At 67.5% G+C, this 16,967-nt stretch carries 16 protein-coding genes; 9 read left to right on the top strand and 7 right to left on the bottom strand.

The genetic code is table 11. The features are described from left to right. The first annotated feature begins 20 nt into the window (after positions 1-20). Positions 21-1,187 (top strand): MFS transporter, encoded by a 1,167-nt coding sequence (locus tag D3880_RS18025; protein WP_119894797.1) that lies wholly within the window; start codon positions 21-23, stop codon positions 1,185-1,187. 21 nt (positions 1,188-1,208) lie between these two features. Continuing rightward, positions 1,209-2,258 carry an alkene reductase gene (locus tag D3880_RS18030; RefSeq protein WP_119894798.1) on the top strand — a complete coding sequence of 350 codons (1,050 nt, stop codon included), beginning with the start codon at positions 1,209-1,211 and terminating at the stop codon, positions 2,256-2,258. Positions 2,259-2,381: 123 nt separating this feature from the next. Here the strand turns inward: D3880_RS18030 and D3880_RS18035 are convergent, their stop codons facing one another. Further along, positions 2,382-3,221: an ATPase gene (locus tag D3880_RS18035; RefSeq protein WP_119894799.1), complete on the bottom strand. Its 840-nt coding sequence runs from the start codon at positions 3,219-3,221 to the stop codon at positions 2,382-2,384. A gap of 364 nt (positions 3,222-3,585) precedes the next feature. Between D3880_RS18035 and D3880_RS18040 the strand changes: the two genes are divergently transcribed. Next, positions 3,586-3,849 carry a hypothetical protein gene (locus D3880_RS18040; protein ID WP_119894800.1) on the top strand — a complete coding sequence of 88 codons (264 nt, stop codon included), beginning with the start codon at positions 3,586-3,588 and terminating at the stop codon, positions 3,847-3,849. Positions 3,850-3,934: 85 nt separating this feature from the next. Here D3880_RS18040 and D3880_RS18045 read toward each other — a convergent pair whose 3' ends face one another. Beyond that, a complete protein-coding gene (locus D3880_RS18045) occupies positions 3,935-4,924 on the bottom strand; it encodes an NAD-dependent epimerase/dehydratase family protein (RefSeq protein WP_119894801.1) in 990 nt (329 codons plus the stop codon). Between the two features lie 339 nt (positions 4,925-5,263). On the opposite strand from D3880_RS18045, the gene D3880_RS18050 reads away from it, so the two are divergent. Beyond that, positions 5,264-6,319 carry a saccharopine dehydrogenase family protein gene (locus tag D3880_RS18050; protein ID WP_119894802.1) on the top strand — a complete coding sequence of 352 codons (1,056 nt, stop codon included), beginning with the start codon at positions 5,264-5,266 and terminating at the stop codon, positions 6,317-6,319. On the opposite strand, the gene D3880_RS18055 is transcribed toward D3880_RS18050, so the two are convergent. Next, positions 6,312-7,205 (bottom strand): LysR family transcriptional regulator ArgP, encoded by an 894-nt coding sequence (locus D3880_RS18055; protein ID WP_119894803.1) that lies wholly within the window; start codon positions 7,203-7,205, stop codon positions 6,312-6,314. The genes D3880_RS18050 and D3880_RS18055 overlap by 8 nt on opposite strands. A 101-nt stretch (positions 7,206-7,306) precedes the next feature. Here D3880_RS18055 and D3880_RS18060 point away from each other — a divergent pair, with 101 nt between their 5' ends. Both D3880_RS18060 and sodB read left to right on the top strand, forming a co-directional pair. Continuing rightward, the gene (locus tag D3880_RS18060) at positions 7,307-7,909 is read left to right on the top strand and encodes a LysE/ArgO family amino acid transporter (protein WP_119894804.1); all 603 of its coding nucleotides are present in this window, start codon (positions 7,307-7,309) and stop codon (positions 7,907-7,909) included. 219 nt (positions 7,910-8,128) lie between these two features. Then, a complete protein-coding gene (sodB, locus tag D3880_RS18065) occupies positions 8,129-8,710 on the top strand; it encodes a superoxide dismutase [Fe] (protein WP_119894805.1) in 582 nt (193 codons plus the stop codon). A gap of 51 nt (positions 8,711-8,761) precedes the next feature. Here the strand turns inward: sodB and D3880_RS18070 are convergent, their stop codons facing one another. Together D3880_RS18070 and D3880_RS18075 are read right to left on the bottom strand one after the other, a co-directional pair. Then, positions 8,762-9,400, bottom strand: a complete 639-nt coding sequence (locus D3880_RS18070) for a hypothetical protein (RefSeq protein WP_119894806.1) — start codon at positions 9,398-9,400, stop codon at positions 8,762-8,764. 1 nt (position 9,401) lies between these two features. After that, positions 9,402-9,695 carry a hypothetical protein gene (locus tag D3880_RS18075; protein ID WP_238474375.1) on the bottom strand — a complete coding sequence of 98 codons (294 nt, stop codon included), beginning with the start codon at positions 9,693-9,695 and terminating at the stop codon, positions 9,402-9,404. Positions 9,696-10,165: 470 nt separating this feature from the next. Between D3880_RS18075 and D3880_RS18080 the strand changes: the two genes are divergently transcribed. Then, the gene (locus tag D3880_RS18080; RefSeq protein ID WP_119894807.1) at positions 10,166-12,229 is read left to right on the top strand and encodes a putative bifunctional diguanylate cyclase/phosphodiesterase; all 2,064 of its coding nucleotides are present in this window, start codon (positions 10,166-10,168) and stop codon (positions 12,227-12,229) included. A gap of 147 nt (positions 12,230-12,376) precedes the next feature. On the opposite strand, the gene D3880_RS18085 is transcribed toward D3880_RS18080, so the two are convergent. Together D3880_RS18085 and D3880_RS18090 are read right to left on the bottom strand one after the other, a co-directional pair. Continuing rightward, positions 12,377-13,270: a GIDE domain-containing protein gene (locus D3880_RS18085; protein ID WP_420800838.1), complete on the bottom strand. Its 894-nt coding sequence runs from the start codon at positions 13,268-13,270 to the stop codon at positions 12,377-12,379. A 4-nt stretch (positions 13,271-13,274) separates the two neighbouring features. Next, on the bottom strand, positions 13,275-13,847 hold the full coding sequence (locus tag D3880_RS18090; RefSeq protein WP_119894808.1) for a LemA family protein: 573 nt from the start codon (positions 13,845-13,847) through the stop codon (positions 13,275-13,277). A gap of 215 nt (positions 13,848-14,062) precedes the next feature. Here D3880_RS18090 and D3880_RS18095 point away from each other — a divergent pair, with 215 nt between their 5' ends. Further along, on the top strand, positions 14,063-15,397 hold the full coding sequence (locus D3880_RS18095; RefSeq protein ID WP_119894809.1) for an imelysin family protein: 1,335 nt from the start codon (positions 14,063-14,065) through the stop codon (positions 15,395-15,397). A gap of 146 nt (positions 15,398-15,543) precedes the next feature. After that, entirely contained in the window at positions 15,544-16,962 is a 1,419-nt protein-coding gene (locus D3880_RS18100) for a di-heme oxidoreductase family protein (protein ID WP_119894810.1), read from the top strand. Positions 16,963-16,967: the final 5 nt, after the last annotated feature.

The raw sequence follows: 16,967 nt of genomic DNA on the forward strand, positions 1-16,967 counted from the left end.
CCATTTCAAGGAGCGGGCCCATGCCTCCTGCGCTTCTCGTCCTCGCTTTGTCCGCGTTTGCCATCGGCACCACGGAGTTCGTCATCATGGGCCTGCTGCCGCAGGTCGCCGCCGATCTTGGCGTGTCGATCCCCGGCGCCGGTTGGCTGGTCACCGGTTACGCCCTGGGCGTGGCCATCGGCGCGCCGTTCATGGCCCTGGTCACCTCCAGCTGGCCGCGCAAGGCCGCGCTGCTGGTGCTGATGAGCATCTTCATCGCCGGCAACCTGTTCTGCGCCCTGGCCAGCGACTATCAGATGCTGATGCTCGCCCGCGTCATCACTGCGCTGTGCCACGGCGCCTTCTTCGGCATCGGCTCGGTGGTCGCCGCCAGCCTGGTGCCGGAGAACCGCCGCGCCTCCGCGGTGGCCTTGATGTTCACCGGCCTGACCCTGGCCAACGTGCTCGGCGTGCCGCTAGGCACCGCCCTCGGCCAGGCCGCCGGCTGGCGCTCGACCTTCTGGGCGGTGACCCTGATCGGCGTGCTCGCGCTGATCGGCCTGTGGCGCGTGCTGCCGAAAAAACAGGACGAGGAGAAAGCCGACCTGCGCAGCGAGCTCCGCGCCCTGCGCAACGGCGGCCTGTGGCTGGCGCTCTCCACCACCGTGCTATTTTCCGCCGCGGTGTTCGCCCTGTTCACCTACATCACGCCCTTGCTCGGCGAGGTCACCGGCGTGTCGCCATCCGGGGTGACCTGGAGCCTGCTGCTGATCGGCCTCGGCCTGACCCTCGGCAACGTGCTCGGCGGCCGCCTGGCCGACTGGCGCCTGCTGACCACCCTGCTCGGCGTGTTCGCCAGCCTGGCCCTGCTCTCCACCCTATTCGCCTGGACCAGTCGGGCCCTGGTGCCGGCCGAGCTGACGCTGTTCCTCTGGGCCGCGGCCGCCTTCGCCGCCGTGCCGGCCCTGCAGATCAACGTGGTGGCCTTCGGCGCCGGCGCGCCGAACCTGGTTTCGACCCTGAATATCGGCGCCTTCAACCTGGGCAATGCCCTCGGCGCCTGGATCGGCGGCGTGGTCATCGCCGAAGGTTTCGGCCTCAGCCGCGTGCCACTGGCCGCCGCGGTGCTCGCCGTGCTGGCGCTGATCGCCACCCTGCTCAGCTTCACCACCCGCAAGGCCGAGCCGCAACTGGCCCTGACTGAATAACCCCCGATGGAGGATCTCCCCATGCCGACGCTTTTCGACCCGATCCAGATCGGCGAGCTGCAACTCGCCAACCGCATCATCATGGCGCCGCTGACCCGCTGCCGCGCCGACGCAGGCCGCGTGCCCAACGCCCTGATGGCCGAGTACTACGCCCAGCGCGCCTCGGCCGGACTGATCCTCAGCGAAGCCACCTCGGTGACGCCGATGGGCGTCGGCTATCCCAACACCCCGGGCATCTGGTCCGACGCCCAGGTGCGCGGCTGGAGCAACGTCACCAAGGCCGTGCACGCCAATGGCGGCAAGATCATGCTGCAGCTGTGGCACGTCGGCCGCATTTCCGACCCCAGCTATCTGGACGGCGAACTGCCGGTCGCACCCAGCGCCATCGCCGCCAAGGGCCATGTCAGCCTGGTGCGCCCACTGCGCGACTACGTGACGCCGCGCGCGCTGCACACCGAGGAGCTCGCCGACATAGTCGAGGCCTACCGCGCGGGTGCCGAGAACGCCAAGGCCGCCGGCTTCGACGGGGTGGAGATCCACGGCGCCAACGGCTACCTGCTCGACCAGTTCCTGCAGGACAGCACCAACCAGCGCGACGACCAGTACGGCGGCTCGATCGAGAACCGCGCACGGCTGCTGCTGGAAGTCACCGATGCGGTGGTTTCGGTGTGGGGCGCCGGCCGCGTCGGCGTGCACCTGGCACCGCGCGCCGACTCCCATGACATGGGCGACTCCGACCGCGCCGCGACCTTCGGCTATGTCGCTCGCGAGCTGGGCAAGCGTGGCATCGCCTTCATCTGCGCGCGGGAGAAACTCGACCACGACAGCCTCGGCGCCGAGCTGAAGGCGGCCTTTGGCGGCATCTATATCGCCAACGAGCGCTTCACCAAGGAGGCCGCCAACGACCTGCTGGCCGACGGCCAGGCCGACGCCGTGGCATTCGGCGTGCCCTTTATCGCCAACCCCGATCTGCCGGCCCGCTTCGCCCAGGATGCCGCGCTTAACCCAGCACAGCCGGAGACCTTCTACGCCTCAGGCCCGGTCGGCTATATCGACTACCCGCGCCTGTGATCCACCCTGGAATGAAAAAAGCCCCGCAATTGCGGGGCTTCTGCTTTCGTAGGATGGGTTGAGCACAGCGATACCCATCAACAAGGCCACGATGGGTATCGACGCTGCGCGCCTCAACCCATCCTACGGCCGCGCGCTGAGCTGTTGCTGGAGGTTCTGCATCTGCGCCTGCAGCGCGCTGATGTTGCGCGTGGTCTGGGCACGGAAGGCGTCAAACTCGGCGGTGTTGGTGCTCGGCGCCGGGCGGTTGTCCTGCTCGCTCCTGAGCACCAGCAGGTCCTGTTCCAGACGGTCAATGGCGGCGTTGGGATTGCCCTGCTTCTGCAGCGCCGCGATCTCGCCGTCGAGCGCCTTCAGCTGGGCGGCCAGTTTACCCTGCTCGCCCTGCGCGCTCTTCAGCGCACTCTGCTCGTTGGCCAGGCTCTGCAGCTTGGCGTCCAGCTTGCCGGCGACCTCCTGCTGGGCCTTGAGATCGCCGCTCAGCTGCTCGAAACGCTTGCCGCTGCCACCTTGCTGGCTGGTCAGGCTCTGCATCTGGCGGTTCAGCTCGGCCAGTTTGCCGCCCAGTTGTTTGACCTGCAGGCGCAGGGCTTCGCTGCCGGTGGTGACATTCGACTCGGTGGCCACCACCTTGCCGGAAATGTCCTGGATGCGCCCGGCCGCTTCTTCGCTGATGCGCGCGAAGCTCTCCTGGGTGGCGACCAGTTGCTGGCTCATCAACTCGATCTGCTGATGACTCCACCAGCCCAGCCCGCCGAGGGCGATCACCAAGGCGCCGACCAGCGCCCACAGCGGCCCGGTGCTGGCGCTTTTGACCACTGCGGGCGCGGCCCGGCCGCTGTGGCGGGCATCGGCGGCGTAGTCATGCTCATGCAGCCCGGCCTTGCCGGCGAAACTGTGGTCGCGCGCGTCGGTGGTCAGGCTGGGCAAGCTATCCAGTTCGTCGAGGGTATCGTTACGCATGGGTAAACCTTCAGGAAAAATGCAAGAAGCGCGAGATGCCGTGCAGTATACCGCGTCGCGCCAGCCCCTTCAGCGCCGCGCCACGCCAGTGCGCCACGCACCGCCACGCACCGCCACAGAGCGCTACAAGGCAGTCGACCGCCGCCAGGCCGCGAAGTTTCGCGTCAGGTGAACTGGTACAGCATTTGCTAATTCCACTCCAGGGCGTCTAGGGAACGCCTTGCCAGGGAGGCCAGTCATGCGCATCGCACCGCACGACGGGTCGGCTTCACCGGGTCATGGGGGCTGTGGGCCTGGTGACCTTCGAGCGCTTCGGGACGAAGCACTCGAAGCCTTCTTTCATGCCTGTGGGGGGATTGCGCGAATGGAACTGACCAAGGCTGTACTCGACTGTATGCAGGTCCTGCGCCGCCGCTTGCGCGCGGAGCAGGCCGTGGATATCCGCCTGAGCCAACCCGGCGCGGTGCTGAGCATGCTGAGCGCCTGCGCCGACTCGCCGGTCGAGGAGACCCGCGAGCTGGGCGAGCGCCTTAGCGAACTCAGCGGCATCCGTCTGGCGCCACCGGCATTGAGCGAAGCCGAACTGATCGAGAAGTACAGCCGCTACGCCGGCCCGCTGCGCGGCTGAGCGTCGTAGGGGGGATGGCGCTTTTTCCAGCCACCGGCTTGGTGGAAAACGCTGCGCGGTTTTCCACCCTACGCATACCCAGGCATCAGCCGTGCTGCGCGCGCCACCAGGTGCAGAACTCGTCCAGCGCGGTCCACAGGCTGGCCTGCGGGTCGTAGTCCAGATACTGGCGGGCGCGGCTGATGTCGAGGGAAAAGTCCTTGGCCATCACCGCCACGCCGAGGCGAAACAGCGCCGGCTCCGGCTGCCCCGGCAACAGCTTGCACAGCGTCTCGTTGAGCGTCGCCGCGCCATAGGCCAGGCCAAAGGGCAGATGGCGGGTGACCGGCGGCAGCTCGAGCTGGCGCAGCACGTAATTGACCACGTCCCAGAACGGCACCGGCGCACCGTTGCTGATGTTGTAGACCTTGCCGAGCGCCGGCCCGGCCGCCAGCAGGCTGCTGAACAGCGCATCGTTGAGGTTGTGGATGCTGGTGAAATCGACCTTGTTCAGGCCGTTGCCGATGATCGACAGGCGGCCCTTGCGGTGCATGCCGATCAGCCGCGGGAAGATGCTGGTGTCGCCGGCGCCGGTGACGAAGCGCGGGCGCAGGGCGATGACCTCGAGGCCGAACTCCGCGGCGCCGAACACCTTCTGCTCGGCCAGGTACTTGGTCGCCCCGTAGTGATCGACGAACTTCTTCGGCACCTGCTCCTCGGTGAGACCGACATGCGCCTGACCGTCGAAATACACCGACGGCGACGACAGGTGCACCAGGCGCCGCACGCCCTGCTTGAGGCAGGCCTCGACGACGTTCTCGGTGACCGCCACGTTGGCCTGGTAGAAGTGCTGGTACTTGCCCCACACGCCGACCGCCCCGGCGCAATGCACCACCGCCTCGACGTCCTGGCACAGGCGCTGGACCAGCGCCGGATCGGACAAGTCGCCCTGGACGAACTCGGCGCCGCGCTTGAGCAGATGTTCGACGCCTTCCGCGCGGCGACCGTTGACCCGCACCGTCAGCCCCTGTTCCAGGGCGAAACGGGCGAAGCGCCCTCCGATGAAGCCACTCGCGCCGGTTACCAGAATCTTCATGCAGGGTTCCTTGCCGTTGTTGTGCCTGCGACTCTAGCAGCGTGCCCCGATCGGCGCCCTGACGTCACGAGCCAAGCCGCTGTCCCGCGGCGCCAGGCTATGGTTGTGCAGCGGCACCGGCGATTCGACTTCGCCCACCTCCTGCCGTTGACTAATGGCCTGTACGGTTAGTTGGTTACCTCAAGTCCGGATGGCTGAGGTTCTGAGGCAAGGCGCTGCGAGCCATAGCAGGGCTATGGCGAGGAGCAGCAACGCAGTATCAGGGCCTCAGACGCCGAAATTGACTAATTGAACTAACCACACAGGCCACTAGCCCCACCTTCCAGCCAGGGATTCGCCATGCGCACACAGTGGATGATTTACGGCGCCAACGGCTACACCGGCAGCCTGATCGCCCGTGAAGCCGCCCGCCAAGGGCTCCGGCCGATTCTCGCCGGGCGCAACGTCGACGCCGTGGAAGCCATCGCCAGCGAGTTGCAGCTGCACGCGCGGGTCTTCGATCTGCGCGATGCCGGCGCCAGCCGTAGCGCGCTCGAGGATGTCGCTCTGGTCGTCCACTGCGCCGGGCCCTTCTCCGCCACCAGCGCGCCGATGATCGCCGCCTGCCTGGCCAGCGGCAGCCACTACGTCGACATCACCGGCGAGATCGCCGTGTTCGAGCAGGCCCAGGCCCAACATGCCGCGGCGCAGGCCGCCGGCGTGGTGCTGTGCTCGGGGGTCGGCTTCGACGTGATCCCCACCGACTGCCTGGCCGCCTGTCTCAAGCAGGCGCTGCCGGACGCCAGCCATCTGGCCCTCGGTTTCGACACCGCCAGCGGCCTGTCGCCGGGCACCGCCAAGACCTCGGTGGAAGGCCTCAAGTTCGGCGGTCAGGTGCGCGAGGCCGGGCGCCTGCGCGGCGTGCCGCTGGGCTTCAAGCGCCGCGCCATCGACTTCGGTCATGGGGTGAAAAGCGCGGTGACCATCCCCTGGGGCGATGTCGCCACCGCCTACTACTCCACCGCCATCCCGAATATCGAGGTCTACCTGCCGGCGCCCGCCGCGCTGGCGATCGGCATGCGCCTGATTGATCCGCTGCGCGGCCTGCTCGGCCGGCCCGGGGTGCAGGACTGGCTGAAGGCCCAGGTCGACCGGCGCATCGCCGGGCCGGATGCCACCGCCCGCGCGCGGCAGCCGAGCTGGGTGTGGGGCGAGGCGCGCAACGCCGCCGGCCAGGTCAGGACCGCGCGGGTGAAAACCGCCAACGGCTACCAGGTCACCGTGCACGGCGCACTGCTGGCGGCGCGGCAGCTGCTCGAATACGGCGGGCCGGGCGGCTATTTCACCCCGTCGCAGCTGTTCGGCGCCCGCTGCGTGGAGCAGCTGCCCGGCTCCGGGCGCATCGAGCTCAGCTGAACGGCACCAGCCAGCGCCCGGCGGCGCGCGTCAGCTGGCGGGTGAGCTCGGTCAGCAGCTCGCCGCCGTTGCGCCAGTGGTGCCAATACAGCGGCACGTCGATGGGCCGCCCCGGCAGCAGTTCGACCAGTTCGCCACGGGCCAGCTCGCCCTGCACCTGCTGCTCCGGCACCAGGCCCCAGCCGAGGCCGCCGGCGGTCAGGCGCACGAAACCTTCTGAGGACGGGCACAGGTGGTGAAGGAAACCACCCTCGACGCCCAGCGCCACCAGGTAGCGGTGCTGCAGCAGGTCGTCCGGGCCGAAGACAATCGCCGGCACCTGGGCCAAGGCCGCGGCGCTCACCCCGGTGGGGAAGTGCCGGGCGATAAAGGCCGGGCTGGCCAGCGCGCGGTAGCGCATGGCACCCAGCGCCACACTGCGCGCGCCGGCCACCGGCTTGGCGCTGGCGCACACGCAGCCGGCCACCTCGCCGGCGCGCATGCGCTTGAGGCCGACATCCTGATCCTCCACCACCAGGTCCAGCAGCACCCGATGACTGGCGCAGAAGTCGCCGACCGCCGCCGCCCACCAGGTCGCCAGGCTGTCGGCGTTGAGGGCGATGCGCAGGCGCTCCGGCAGGCCGCCCTCGTCCAGCGCCGGCACCTGGCCCTGCAGGTCGCGCTCGAGCAGGCGCACCTGCTGCACGTGGTTGAGCAGGCGGCGGCCGATCTCGGTCGGCGCCGGCGGCGTCACCCGCATCAGCACCGGCTGACCGACCCGCGCCTCGAGCAGCTTGATCCGCTGCGACACCGCCGACTGCGACAGGCCCAGCACTTGGGCGGCCCGCTCGAAGCCGGCCTGTTCGATCACCGCGGCGAGGGCGGCGAGCAGCTTGTAGTCGAACATCAGTTCTCCTAATGATCCATCAGCATGATTGGTTTTCCTTATACAGCCGAGCGCCGCAGACTGACCAGCACTCCCTCCCCGAACACAACGGAATCCCCGCCATGTGGCAGAGCTATCTCAACGGTTTGCTGGTCGCCATCGGCCTGATCATGGCCATCGGCGCCCAGAACGCCTTCGTCCTCGCCCAGAGCCTGCGCCGCGAGCATCACCTGCCGGTGGCGGCGCTGTGCGTGCTGTGCGATGCCGTGCTGGTGGCCGCCGGGGTGTTCGGCCTGGCCACGCTGCTGACCCAGAGCCCGCTGCTGCTCGGCATCGCCCGCTGGGGCGGCGCGGCCTTCCTGCTCTGGTACGGGGTCAAGGCGCTGCGCCGCGCGCTGAATCCACAGGCGCTGCAGGAAGCCGCCGATGCCGGCCCGCGCTCGCGGCGCGCGGTGCTGCTGACCGCCCTGGCGGTGACCCTGCTGAATCCGCATGTGTACCTCGACACCGTGCTGCTGATCGGCTCGCTCGGCGCCCAGCAAACGGTGCCCGGCGCCTATGTGATGGGCGCCGCCAGTGCCTCGCTGCTGTGGTTCTTCAGCCTCGCCCTCGGCGCCGCCTGGCTGGCGCCGCTGCTGGCGCGACCGACGACCTGGCGCCTGCTGGACTTCGGCGTGGCGCTGATGATGTTCGTGGTCGCCGCCCAACTACTCAGCGGCCTGTAACTCGGCCGAGCCGGCGCCGAAGCTCTGGAACCGGCTTTTCCACACAGTTGCTGCGTGGTTATGCCCCCGGTCGGGTGCTATGATCCAAGGCCCACGGCGCAAAGAGTACAAACTCCCGCCGTTCCTCTGGCCGCCCGTGAACGGCCTTGCTGCATGCCGGTCGAGATGCTTCAACCCCGACCGACAGCATCGCACCCTGACCTGAGTAGGAGATTGATCATGGCTTTTGAATTGCCGCCGCTGCCGTACGAAAAGAACGCCCTCGAGCCGCACATTTCTGCCGAAACCCTGGAATACCACCACGGCAAACACCACAACGCCTATGTGGTGAACCTGAACAACCTGGTGCCGGGCACCGAGTTCGAAGGCAAGAGCCTGGAAGACATCATCAAGACTTCCTCCGGCGGCATCTTCAACAACGCCGCGCAGATCTGGAACCACACCTTCTACTGGCACTGCATGAAGCCGAACGGCGGCGGCCAGCCGACCGGCGCCCTGGCTGACGCGATCAACGCGGCCTTCGGTTCCTTCGACAAGTTCAAGGAAGAGTTCAGCAAGACTTCCATCGGCACCTTCGGCTCCGGCTGGGGCTGGCTGGTGAAGAAGGCCGACGGCTCCCTGGCCCTGGCCAGCACCATCGGCGCCGGCTGCCCGCTGACCAGCGGCGACACCCCGCTGCTGACCTGCGACGTGTGGGAACACGCCTACTACATCGACTACCGCAACCTGCGTCCGAAGTACGTCGAGGCGTTCTGGAACCTGGTCAACTGGGATTTCGTGGCGAAAAACTTCGCCGCCTGATCCCCGGCCCCAGGCCAAGAAAAAACCCGCATTCCGCGGGTTTTTTCGTTTCTACAGCAGCTGTTCCGGCGGCATCGGCAGATGCAACTGCGTCGCCTGCTGCACCGCGCGGCTGAGCAACTGATCGGCCGCCACCGGCCCGAGGTATTCGCACAGGCCGATATACAGCAGGTTGAGCAGCACCCGCAGGTGCTCGAGGGTCAGCGCCGTGAGGTCGAGCGAGCCGCCCTGCTCCAGCCAGCCGCGCAGGCGCAGTTCGGCATCCAGCTGCATGCCACTCAGATTGCCGGCGGCGAAGCGGCGCAGACGCGGCACCAGGTCCGCCTCGAGCAGCTCTAAGAGAATTCGGCTCAAGGCATCGAAGGTCTGCCGCGCCCGCGCATCCGGCCCGGATACCTCGACCGCCGTCCGCCCGGCACTCTGGCGCCAGGCCTCCAGGCGCGGCGCAGGGTCCGGCAGCAGTTGCGCCGGCGAGCTGGTCAAGGCGCCGACCAACTCGCGGTAAAGTTTGGCGCGCTCGAGCTTGCGGCCGCTACGACTGGCCACTTCGGCGAGGAACTCGTTGAGGGCGAAGGGCGGCTTGTCGGCGTACTTGGCCTCCAATAGCGACAATAGCGGCCACAGCTCGTCTTCGGAGAAATGCCCGACCAGACCGGTATAGATCGCGCGCCGCCTTGTGCTCAGACTCATCTCAAGCCCTCCGTGTCAGTTCGTGGCGATCGTAGGTGAGCGCCTGGTTGAACTCCGGATAGCCGACTTCGGCATGCTCGGCATAATCCAGGCCGCGCTGCTCGTCCTGGGTGGAGGTGCGCAGGCCGACGGTCTTGGCCAGCAGCAGATACAGCATCAGCGCCATCGGGAAGGCCCAGGCGAAGGCCGCCGCCGAGCCGAGCGCCTGGACGCCGATGCGATCCCAGTTGAACGGGTCGGCGGCGAAGAACAGTCCGGCCGCCAGGGTGCCCCACACGCCACAGAAGCCGTGCACCGGCACCGCGCCGACCACGTCGTCGAGGGCCAGCGATCGAGCAAGCGCGAACCGAGCACCACGATGAAGCCGGCGATCAGCCCGGTGAACAGGGCGAAACCGGCCTGCATGAAGAACACCAGGGCGCTGGCGAGTACCACCCAGGCGGTATTCAGCGCCTCGTCGGTGGCCGCCTCCGCCAGGGGTGCCAGCACCGACGCCGCGAGAAACAACCAGAGTCTGTTAATCCTCGTCCCCTCCCAAGGTCGGGGCCAGGGCCTTCGCCACGCTTATGCCAACGAAAATCCCGCGCGTGGTGCTCAAGAGCGGGCCATTCGCACCGATACAGTGCATAAGGCGAGGGGCGAGCGGGTGCGCCGCGTTCGCGGTTCACGCAGGCGTAGGAAGCTCCTGGCCCTTTGACGGCAACCGGCAGTTTGCCAATACTCACCGCGGTCGGACGCCGACGGTATCGAACAAGGAATAGGCATTTGAAGCTGGAACACCGACACAGCTTGTCACTGAAGTTGCTCCGGGTAGTGCTGCTGTCTGCATTGGTCGTCGGCGTGGTGCTGAGCTGCGGGCAGATCATGTTCGACGCCTACAAGACCCGGCAGGCGGTCGCCAATGATGCCCAGCGCATCCTCGACATGTTCCGCGATCCCTCGACCCAGGCGGTCTACAGCCTCGATCGGGAAATGGGCATGCAGGTGATCGAAGGGCTGTTCCAGAACCAGGCGGTGCGTTTCGCCGCCATCGGCCACCCCAACGAACCGATGCTGGCGGAAAAGTCCCGCGACCTGACCCCGCTGTCGACCCGCTGGCTGACCGACCCGATCCTCGGCCAGGAACAGAGCTTCACCACCCAACTGGTTGGCCGCGGCCCCTACAGCGAGTATTACGGCGACCTGACCATCACCCTCGACACCGCGCCCTACGGCGAGAACTTCGTCACCAGCTCGGTGGTCATCTTCATTTCCGGGGTGCTGCGCGCCCTGGCCATGGGCCTGGTGCTCTATCTGGTCTACCACTGGCTGCTGACCCGGCCGCTGTCGAAGATCATCGAGCACCTCAGCAGCATCAACCCGGACCGCCCCAGCGAGCACAAGCTGCCGATGCTCAAGGGCCACGAACGCAACGAACTGGGGCTGTGGATCAACACCGCCAATCAGTTGCTCGCCTCCATCGAACGCAACACCCACCTGCGCCGCGAGGCCGAGAACAGCCTGCTGCGCATGTCGCAGTACGACTTCCTCACCGGCCTGCCGAACCGCCAGCAGCTGCAGCAGCAGCTCGACCAGATCCTCGCCGACGCCGGCCGCCTGCAACGCCGGGTCGCGGTGCTGTGCGTCGGCCTCGACGACTTCAAAGGCATCAACGAACAGTTCAGCTACCAGACCGGCGACCAGCTGCTGCTCGCCCTTTCCGACCGCCTGCGCGGTCACAGCGGCCGCCTCGGCGCCCTGGCGCGCCTGGGCGGCGACCAGTTCGCCCTGGTCCAGGCCGACATCGAACAACCCTACGAAGCCGCCGAATTGGCCCAGAGCGTGCTCGACAACCTGGAAGCGGCCTTCAGTCTCGACCAGCAGGAAGTGCGCCTGCGCGCCACCATCGGCATCACCCTGTTCCCCGAGGACGGCGACAGCACCGAGAAGCTGCTGCAGAAAGCCGAGCAGACCATGACCCTGGCCAAGAGCCGCTCGCGCAACCGCTACCAGTTCTACATCGCCAGCGTCGACAGCGAGATGCGCCGCCGCCGCGAGCTGGAAAAAGACCTGCGCGACGCCCTGGCGCTGGGCCAGCTGCACCTGGTCTACCAGCCGCAGGTGGACTACCGCGACCACCGCGTGGTCGGCGTCGAGGCGCTGCTGCGCTGGCAGCACCCGCAGCACGGCTTCGTGCCGCCGGACCTGTTCATCCCGCTGGCCGAACAGAACGGCAGCATCATCCCGATCGGCGAATGGATTCTCGACCAGAGCTGCCGGCAGCTGCGCGAATGGCATGACCAGGGTTTCAGCGAGCTGCGCATGGCGGTCAACCTGTCCACCGTGCAGCTGCACCACGCCGAGCTGCCACGGGTGGTCAACAACCTGATGCAGGTCTACCGCCTGCCGCCGCGCAGCCTGGAGCTGGAAGTCACCGAAACCGGCCTGATGGACGACATCACCACCGCCGCTCAGCACCTGCTCAGCCTACGCCGCTCCGGCGCGCTGATCGCCATCGACGACTTCGGCACCGGCTATTCCTCGCTGAGCTACCTGAAGAGCCTGCCGCTGGACAAGATCAAGATCGACAAGAGCTTCGTCCAGGACCTGCTCGACGACGAAGACGACGCCACCATCGTTCGCGCCATCATCCAGCTGGGCAAGAGCCTGGGCATGCAGGTGATCGCCGAAGGGGTGGAAACCGCCGAGCAGGAGGCCTATATCATCGCCCAGGGCTGCAACGAGGGTCAGGGCTACCTGTATAGCAAACCGCTGCCGGCGCGCGACCTGACCCTGTTCCTCAAGCAGGCCCGGCGCCTGAGCCACGCCGGCAATCCCCTTCCGCTCTAAGAACCTGTTCACGATCTGCTGCGCGTCGGCCATACGGCGTTGAAATCGGGCTCAGAATGCTCATTTACAGCTTGTAAACTGCGCTTCTTCGTCCAATTTCGCCTTGTCTGGCTCTAGCTCGCGAGATCGTGAACAGGTTCTAACGGCTTACCAGGCCAGACCGAGCAACCAGGCGCTGCCGGCCGCCCCCGCCAGGCACAGCACGGCCGCCCCGGCCGCCTGCCAATGGAACTGGCGGGCCAGATCGTCCTCGCCGTAACTCGACAGGATGAACGGCTGCGCCTCGCGCGGCCGCGCCAGATGGTCCTGCTGCGGCTGCAGGCTGACCTGGCGGTGGCGCTCCTCGGCCTCCAGGCGTGCGGCCAGGCGCACGCGGTTCCATTCCGGGTCGTCCAGGCGGCCATTCCGGTCGCTGTCGAAGCGCTGCAGCAAGCCGTCGAAGTCGCCCTTCCACTCGCGGATCACCTGGCCCTGGGCCGTCGCCAGATCCAGGCCCTGGCGCCCACCACCGGACGTACGGAACTCGCCGATGGCGTACAGCGGCTCGCCGGCATGCAGGCGTTCCTCGGTATAACGGTACTCCGCGCCACTGGCCAACCAGCCAAACAGACCGCGCGGCGCCACACCCCGGGGGTGGCGCAGGCTGCCCCGCCACCGCTCGCGAGTGGCCGGCCGCACCTCGGCACCCTGCGGATCGATCAGACAGCTGCCGGAGGCGTCGCGCAGGCGCAGCCAGCCCTCGCTGCAGCCACGCTCCACCACGCGCCAGCTTCTGCGCTTGCCGTCGCTGCTGTACTCCTCGATCTTGAAGCGCCACCACAGGCACGGCTTGCCGGTCAGCGGCGCGACGATGAGCGCCTCGGGAAGCGCCTCGAGCAGGCCGTAGAACTCGGCATAGCCCTGGGCGGCCGAGCGGATCTTCGAGGTCGGAGTATCCAGCAGATGACGCGCCTGGGCCAGGCGCCGCAGGCACCACCAGGCGCCAGCCAGGGTCGCACCGCCACTGCATGCCAGGCCGACGACCAGGCCCTGAATATCCACGGGCTCAGCCGAACAGTTGCTTGAGGTCGACGTCGGCCTTTTCCGCCGCGCTGAACTCCAGCAGCTCGGCGGACCGGAAGCCGAACCCGCGGGCGATCAGCACGTCGGGGAACTGCTCGATGCGCACGTTGTTGAGGTTAACCGCCTCGTTGTACAGCTCGCGGCGATCGGCGATGCCGTTCTCCAGGCCGCTGATGCGCTGCTGGAGGAACTGGAAGCTCTCGTTGGCCTTCAGCTCCGGATAGTTTTCCGCCAGCGCGAACAGCTGCCCGAGGCCGGCGCGCAGGCCGCTTTCCGCCTGGCCGAGGGCCCCCAGATCGTGCTTCTCGCGGGCACTGGCCACGGCGTTGCGGGCGGCGATCACCTGCTCCAGGGTGGTGCGCTCGTGCTGCATGTACTGCTTGCAGGTTTCCACCAGTTTGGGCAGCTCGTCATGGCGCTGCTTGAGCAACACCTCGATGTTCGCCCACGCCTTGCCGACCCCGTGCTTCAGACGCACCAGGGCGTTGTAGAGGATCACTGCGTACGCGGCGACCAGGACGACCAACACCACAACCACCACACCGCTCACGCTCATGCTTGCTGCTCCATAACGACTGCTCCATCGGCTTGCGACTCATTGACTAAGCGGAGTCTAAAGGCATTGTGGCCGTTCGGCGCAGGTCCTCGCCCGCCTCATCTGCGCCGAGAGAACGCTGGCCCTTTGCACAAAATGAAAATCTTTCGCATTATGTCGCGGTTTTGCATGTGCACCGCGCAGCCTCCTCATCACACGACGCAAAGGACCTCGCCATGATTCGTATGCCCCTGGCTTCCGCCAGCCTGTTGGCCATTGCCATTTCGCTCGCCGGTTGTGGCGATGACAAAGCCCCGGCCACCCAGGCCGCCGCACCAGCCGCCCCGGCTGCCAGCGCGCCTGCCGCCAGCACCGGCAAAGTCGACGAAGCGGCCGCCAAGGCCGTGGTCGCCCATTACGCCGAGCTCGGCTACGCGGTGTTCAACGATGCCGCCAGCACCGGCAAGGCCCTGCAGGCTGCGGTCGATGCCCTGCTCGCCAGCCCCAGCGCCGACACCCTGAAAGCCGCCCGCGATGCCTGGCTGGCCGCCCGCGTACCCTACATGCAGACCGAGGTGTTCCGCTTCGGCAACGGCGTGGTCGACGACTGGGAAGGCCAGCTCAACGCCTGGCCGCTGGACGAAGGCCTGATCGACTACGTCGCCGACGGCAGCGCCGAAGCCCAGGGCAACCCGGCCGCCAAGGCCAACATCATCGCCAACAGCGAGATCCAGGTCGGCGAAGACAAGATCGACGTCAAGGACCTCAGCGGCGAGAAACTCGCCGAGCTGAACGAACTGGGCGGCTCCGAAGCCAACGTCGCCACCGGCTACCACGCCATCGAATTCCTCCTCTGGGGCCAGGACCTGCATGGCACCGGCGCTGGCGCCGGCGAGCGCCCGGCCAGCGACTACCTGGTCGGCGAAGGCGCCACCGGCGGCCATAACGACCGCCGCCGCGCCTACCTGAAGGCCGCCACCGACCTGCTGGTCAAGGACCTGGAGTGGATGGTCGGCCAATGGAAGCCGGGCGTTGCCGACAACTACCGCGCCAAGCTGGAAGCCGAATCGGCGGACAGCGGCCTGCGCAAGATGCTGTTCGGCATGGGCAGCCTGTCCCTCGGCGAGCTGGCCGGCGAGCGCATGAAAGTCGCCCTGGAAGCCAACTCCACCGAAGACGAGCACGACTGCTTCAGCGACAACACCCACAACTCGCACTTCTTCGATGGCAAGGGCATCCGCAACGTCTACCTCGGCGAATACAAGCGCGTCGACGGCAGCACCCTGAGCGGCCCGAGCCTGTCCTCGCTGGTGGCCAAAGCCGCGCCGGCCACCGACGACACCCTCAAGGCCGACTTCGCCGACACCGAGAAGAAGCTGCAGGCCCTGGTCGACAGCGCCAACAACGGTCAGCACTTCGACCAGCTGATCGCCGCCGACAACAGCGCCGGCCAGCCGCTGATCCGCGACGCCATCGCCGCCCTGGTCAAGCAGACCACTGGCATCGAGCAGGCCGCCGGCGCCCTCGGCATCAGCGACCTGAAGCCGGACACCGCCGATCACCAGTTCTGATCGCCTAGCAGTACCGAAACGGATGCGGCGCCTGCCGCATCCGTTTTTTTATGCCCACCACCCAGGCCAAACGCTAATTCCTCTTATTTGAGCGAACGCGGCCTGTTAAGCTAGCCCGCCGCCCGCCCCTGCCAGGACTGCTGTCGATGCCCGCCCTGCTCCGCCGTCTTTCGCCGCTGCTGCTGACCTTGAGTCTGGCGGCCTGCGACCAGGCGCCGCGCTTTAGCCAGGCCGAGCCCGGCGAAGCGCTGTCGGCCGGCAGCGTCAGCGTCAGACCAGCCGGCCAGCACAGCTTTTCCCAACCCTCGGCGAATCTCTCCGCCGAGCGCCGGCTGGACTTCAGCGTCGGCGACAGTTTCTTCCAAAACCCCTGGGTGATCGCCCCCTCCACAACCACCGCGCGTGACGGTCTCGGTCCGCTGTTCAACAGCAACGCCTGCGAGAACTGCCACATCAATGACGGCCGCGGCCATCCGCCGGCCGCCGGCGCCCGCAATGCGGTGTCGATGCTGGTGCGTCTATCGATCCCCGCCGCCGGCGCCGAACAGGCGCAACTGCTCGAACGCCTCGGCGTGGTGCCCGAGCCGGTGTACGGCGGCCAGTTGCAGGACATGGCCAATCCCGGCATCACCCCCGAAGGCAAGGTGCGCGTGGAGTACCGCTCGCAACTGGTCAACTTCAGCGACGGCGCCATGGTCAAGCTGCGCCGGCCGCTCCTGCGCATCAGCCGACTCGGCTATGGCCCGCTGCATCCGCAGACGCAGTTCTCCGCCCGCGTCGCCCCGCCGATGATCGGCCTCGGCCTGCTCGAAGCCATTCCCGAGGCCGCGATCCTGGCCAACGCCGAGGCGCAACGCCGGCAGAACAACGGCATCGCCGGCCAGCCCAACTGGGTCTGGGACGATGCCCAGCAAAAGACCGTGCTCGGGCGCTTCGGCTGGAAGGCCGGACAGCCGAGCCTCAATCAGCAGAACGCCCACGCCTTTGCCGGCGACCTCGGCCTGACCAGCAGCCTGCAACCACAGGACAACTGCACGGCGGCGCAGACCGCTTGCCGCCAGGCGGCCCATGGCGGCACCCCGGAAGTCAGCGACAACATCCAGCGCCTGGTGCTGTTCTACACCCGCAACCTCGGCGTGCCGGCCCGCCGCGATGTCGGCTCGGCCCAGGTGCTGCAGGGCAAGGGCCTGTTCCATCAGGCCGGCTGCCAGCAATGCCATACCCCGCAATTCACCACCGGCGCCGATGCCGCCGAACCGGAACTGGCCAACCAGGTGATTCGCCCCTACAGCGACCTGCTGCTGCATGACATGGGCGAGGGCCTGGCCGACGGCCGCCCCGAGTTCCAGGCCAGTGGTCGCCAGTGGCGCACTCCGCCGCTGTGGGGCATCGGCCTGACCGAAACGGTCAGCGGCCACAGCCAGTTCCTGCATGACGGCCGCGCCCGCAACCTGTTGGAGGCCATCCTCTGGCACGGCGGCGAGGCCGAGGCGGCCAAGCAACAGGTGCTCACCTTCGATGCCGGCCAGCGTGACGCGCTGCTGGCTTTCCTGAATTCGCTTTAAAGGAG

The sequence above is a fragment of the Pseudomonas cavernae genome (assembly GCF_003595175.1).
Classification (GTDB): Bacteria; Pseudomonadota; Gammaproteobacteria; order Pseudomonadales; family Pseudomonadaceae; genus Aquipseudomonas; species Aquipseudomonas cavernae.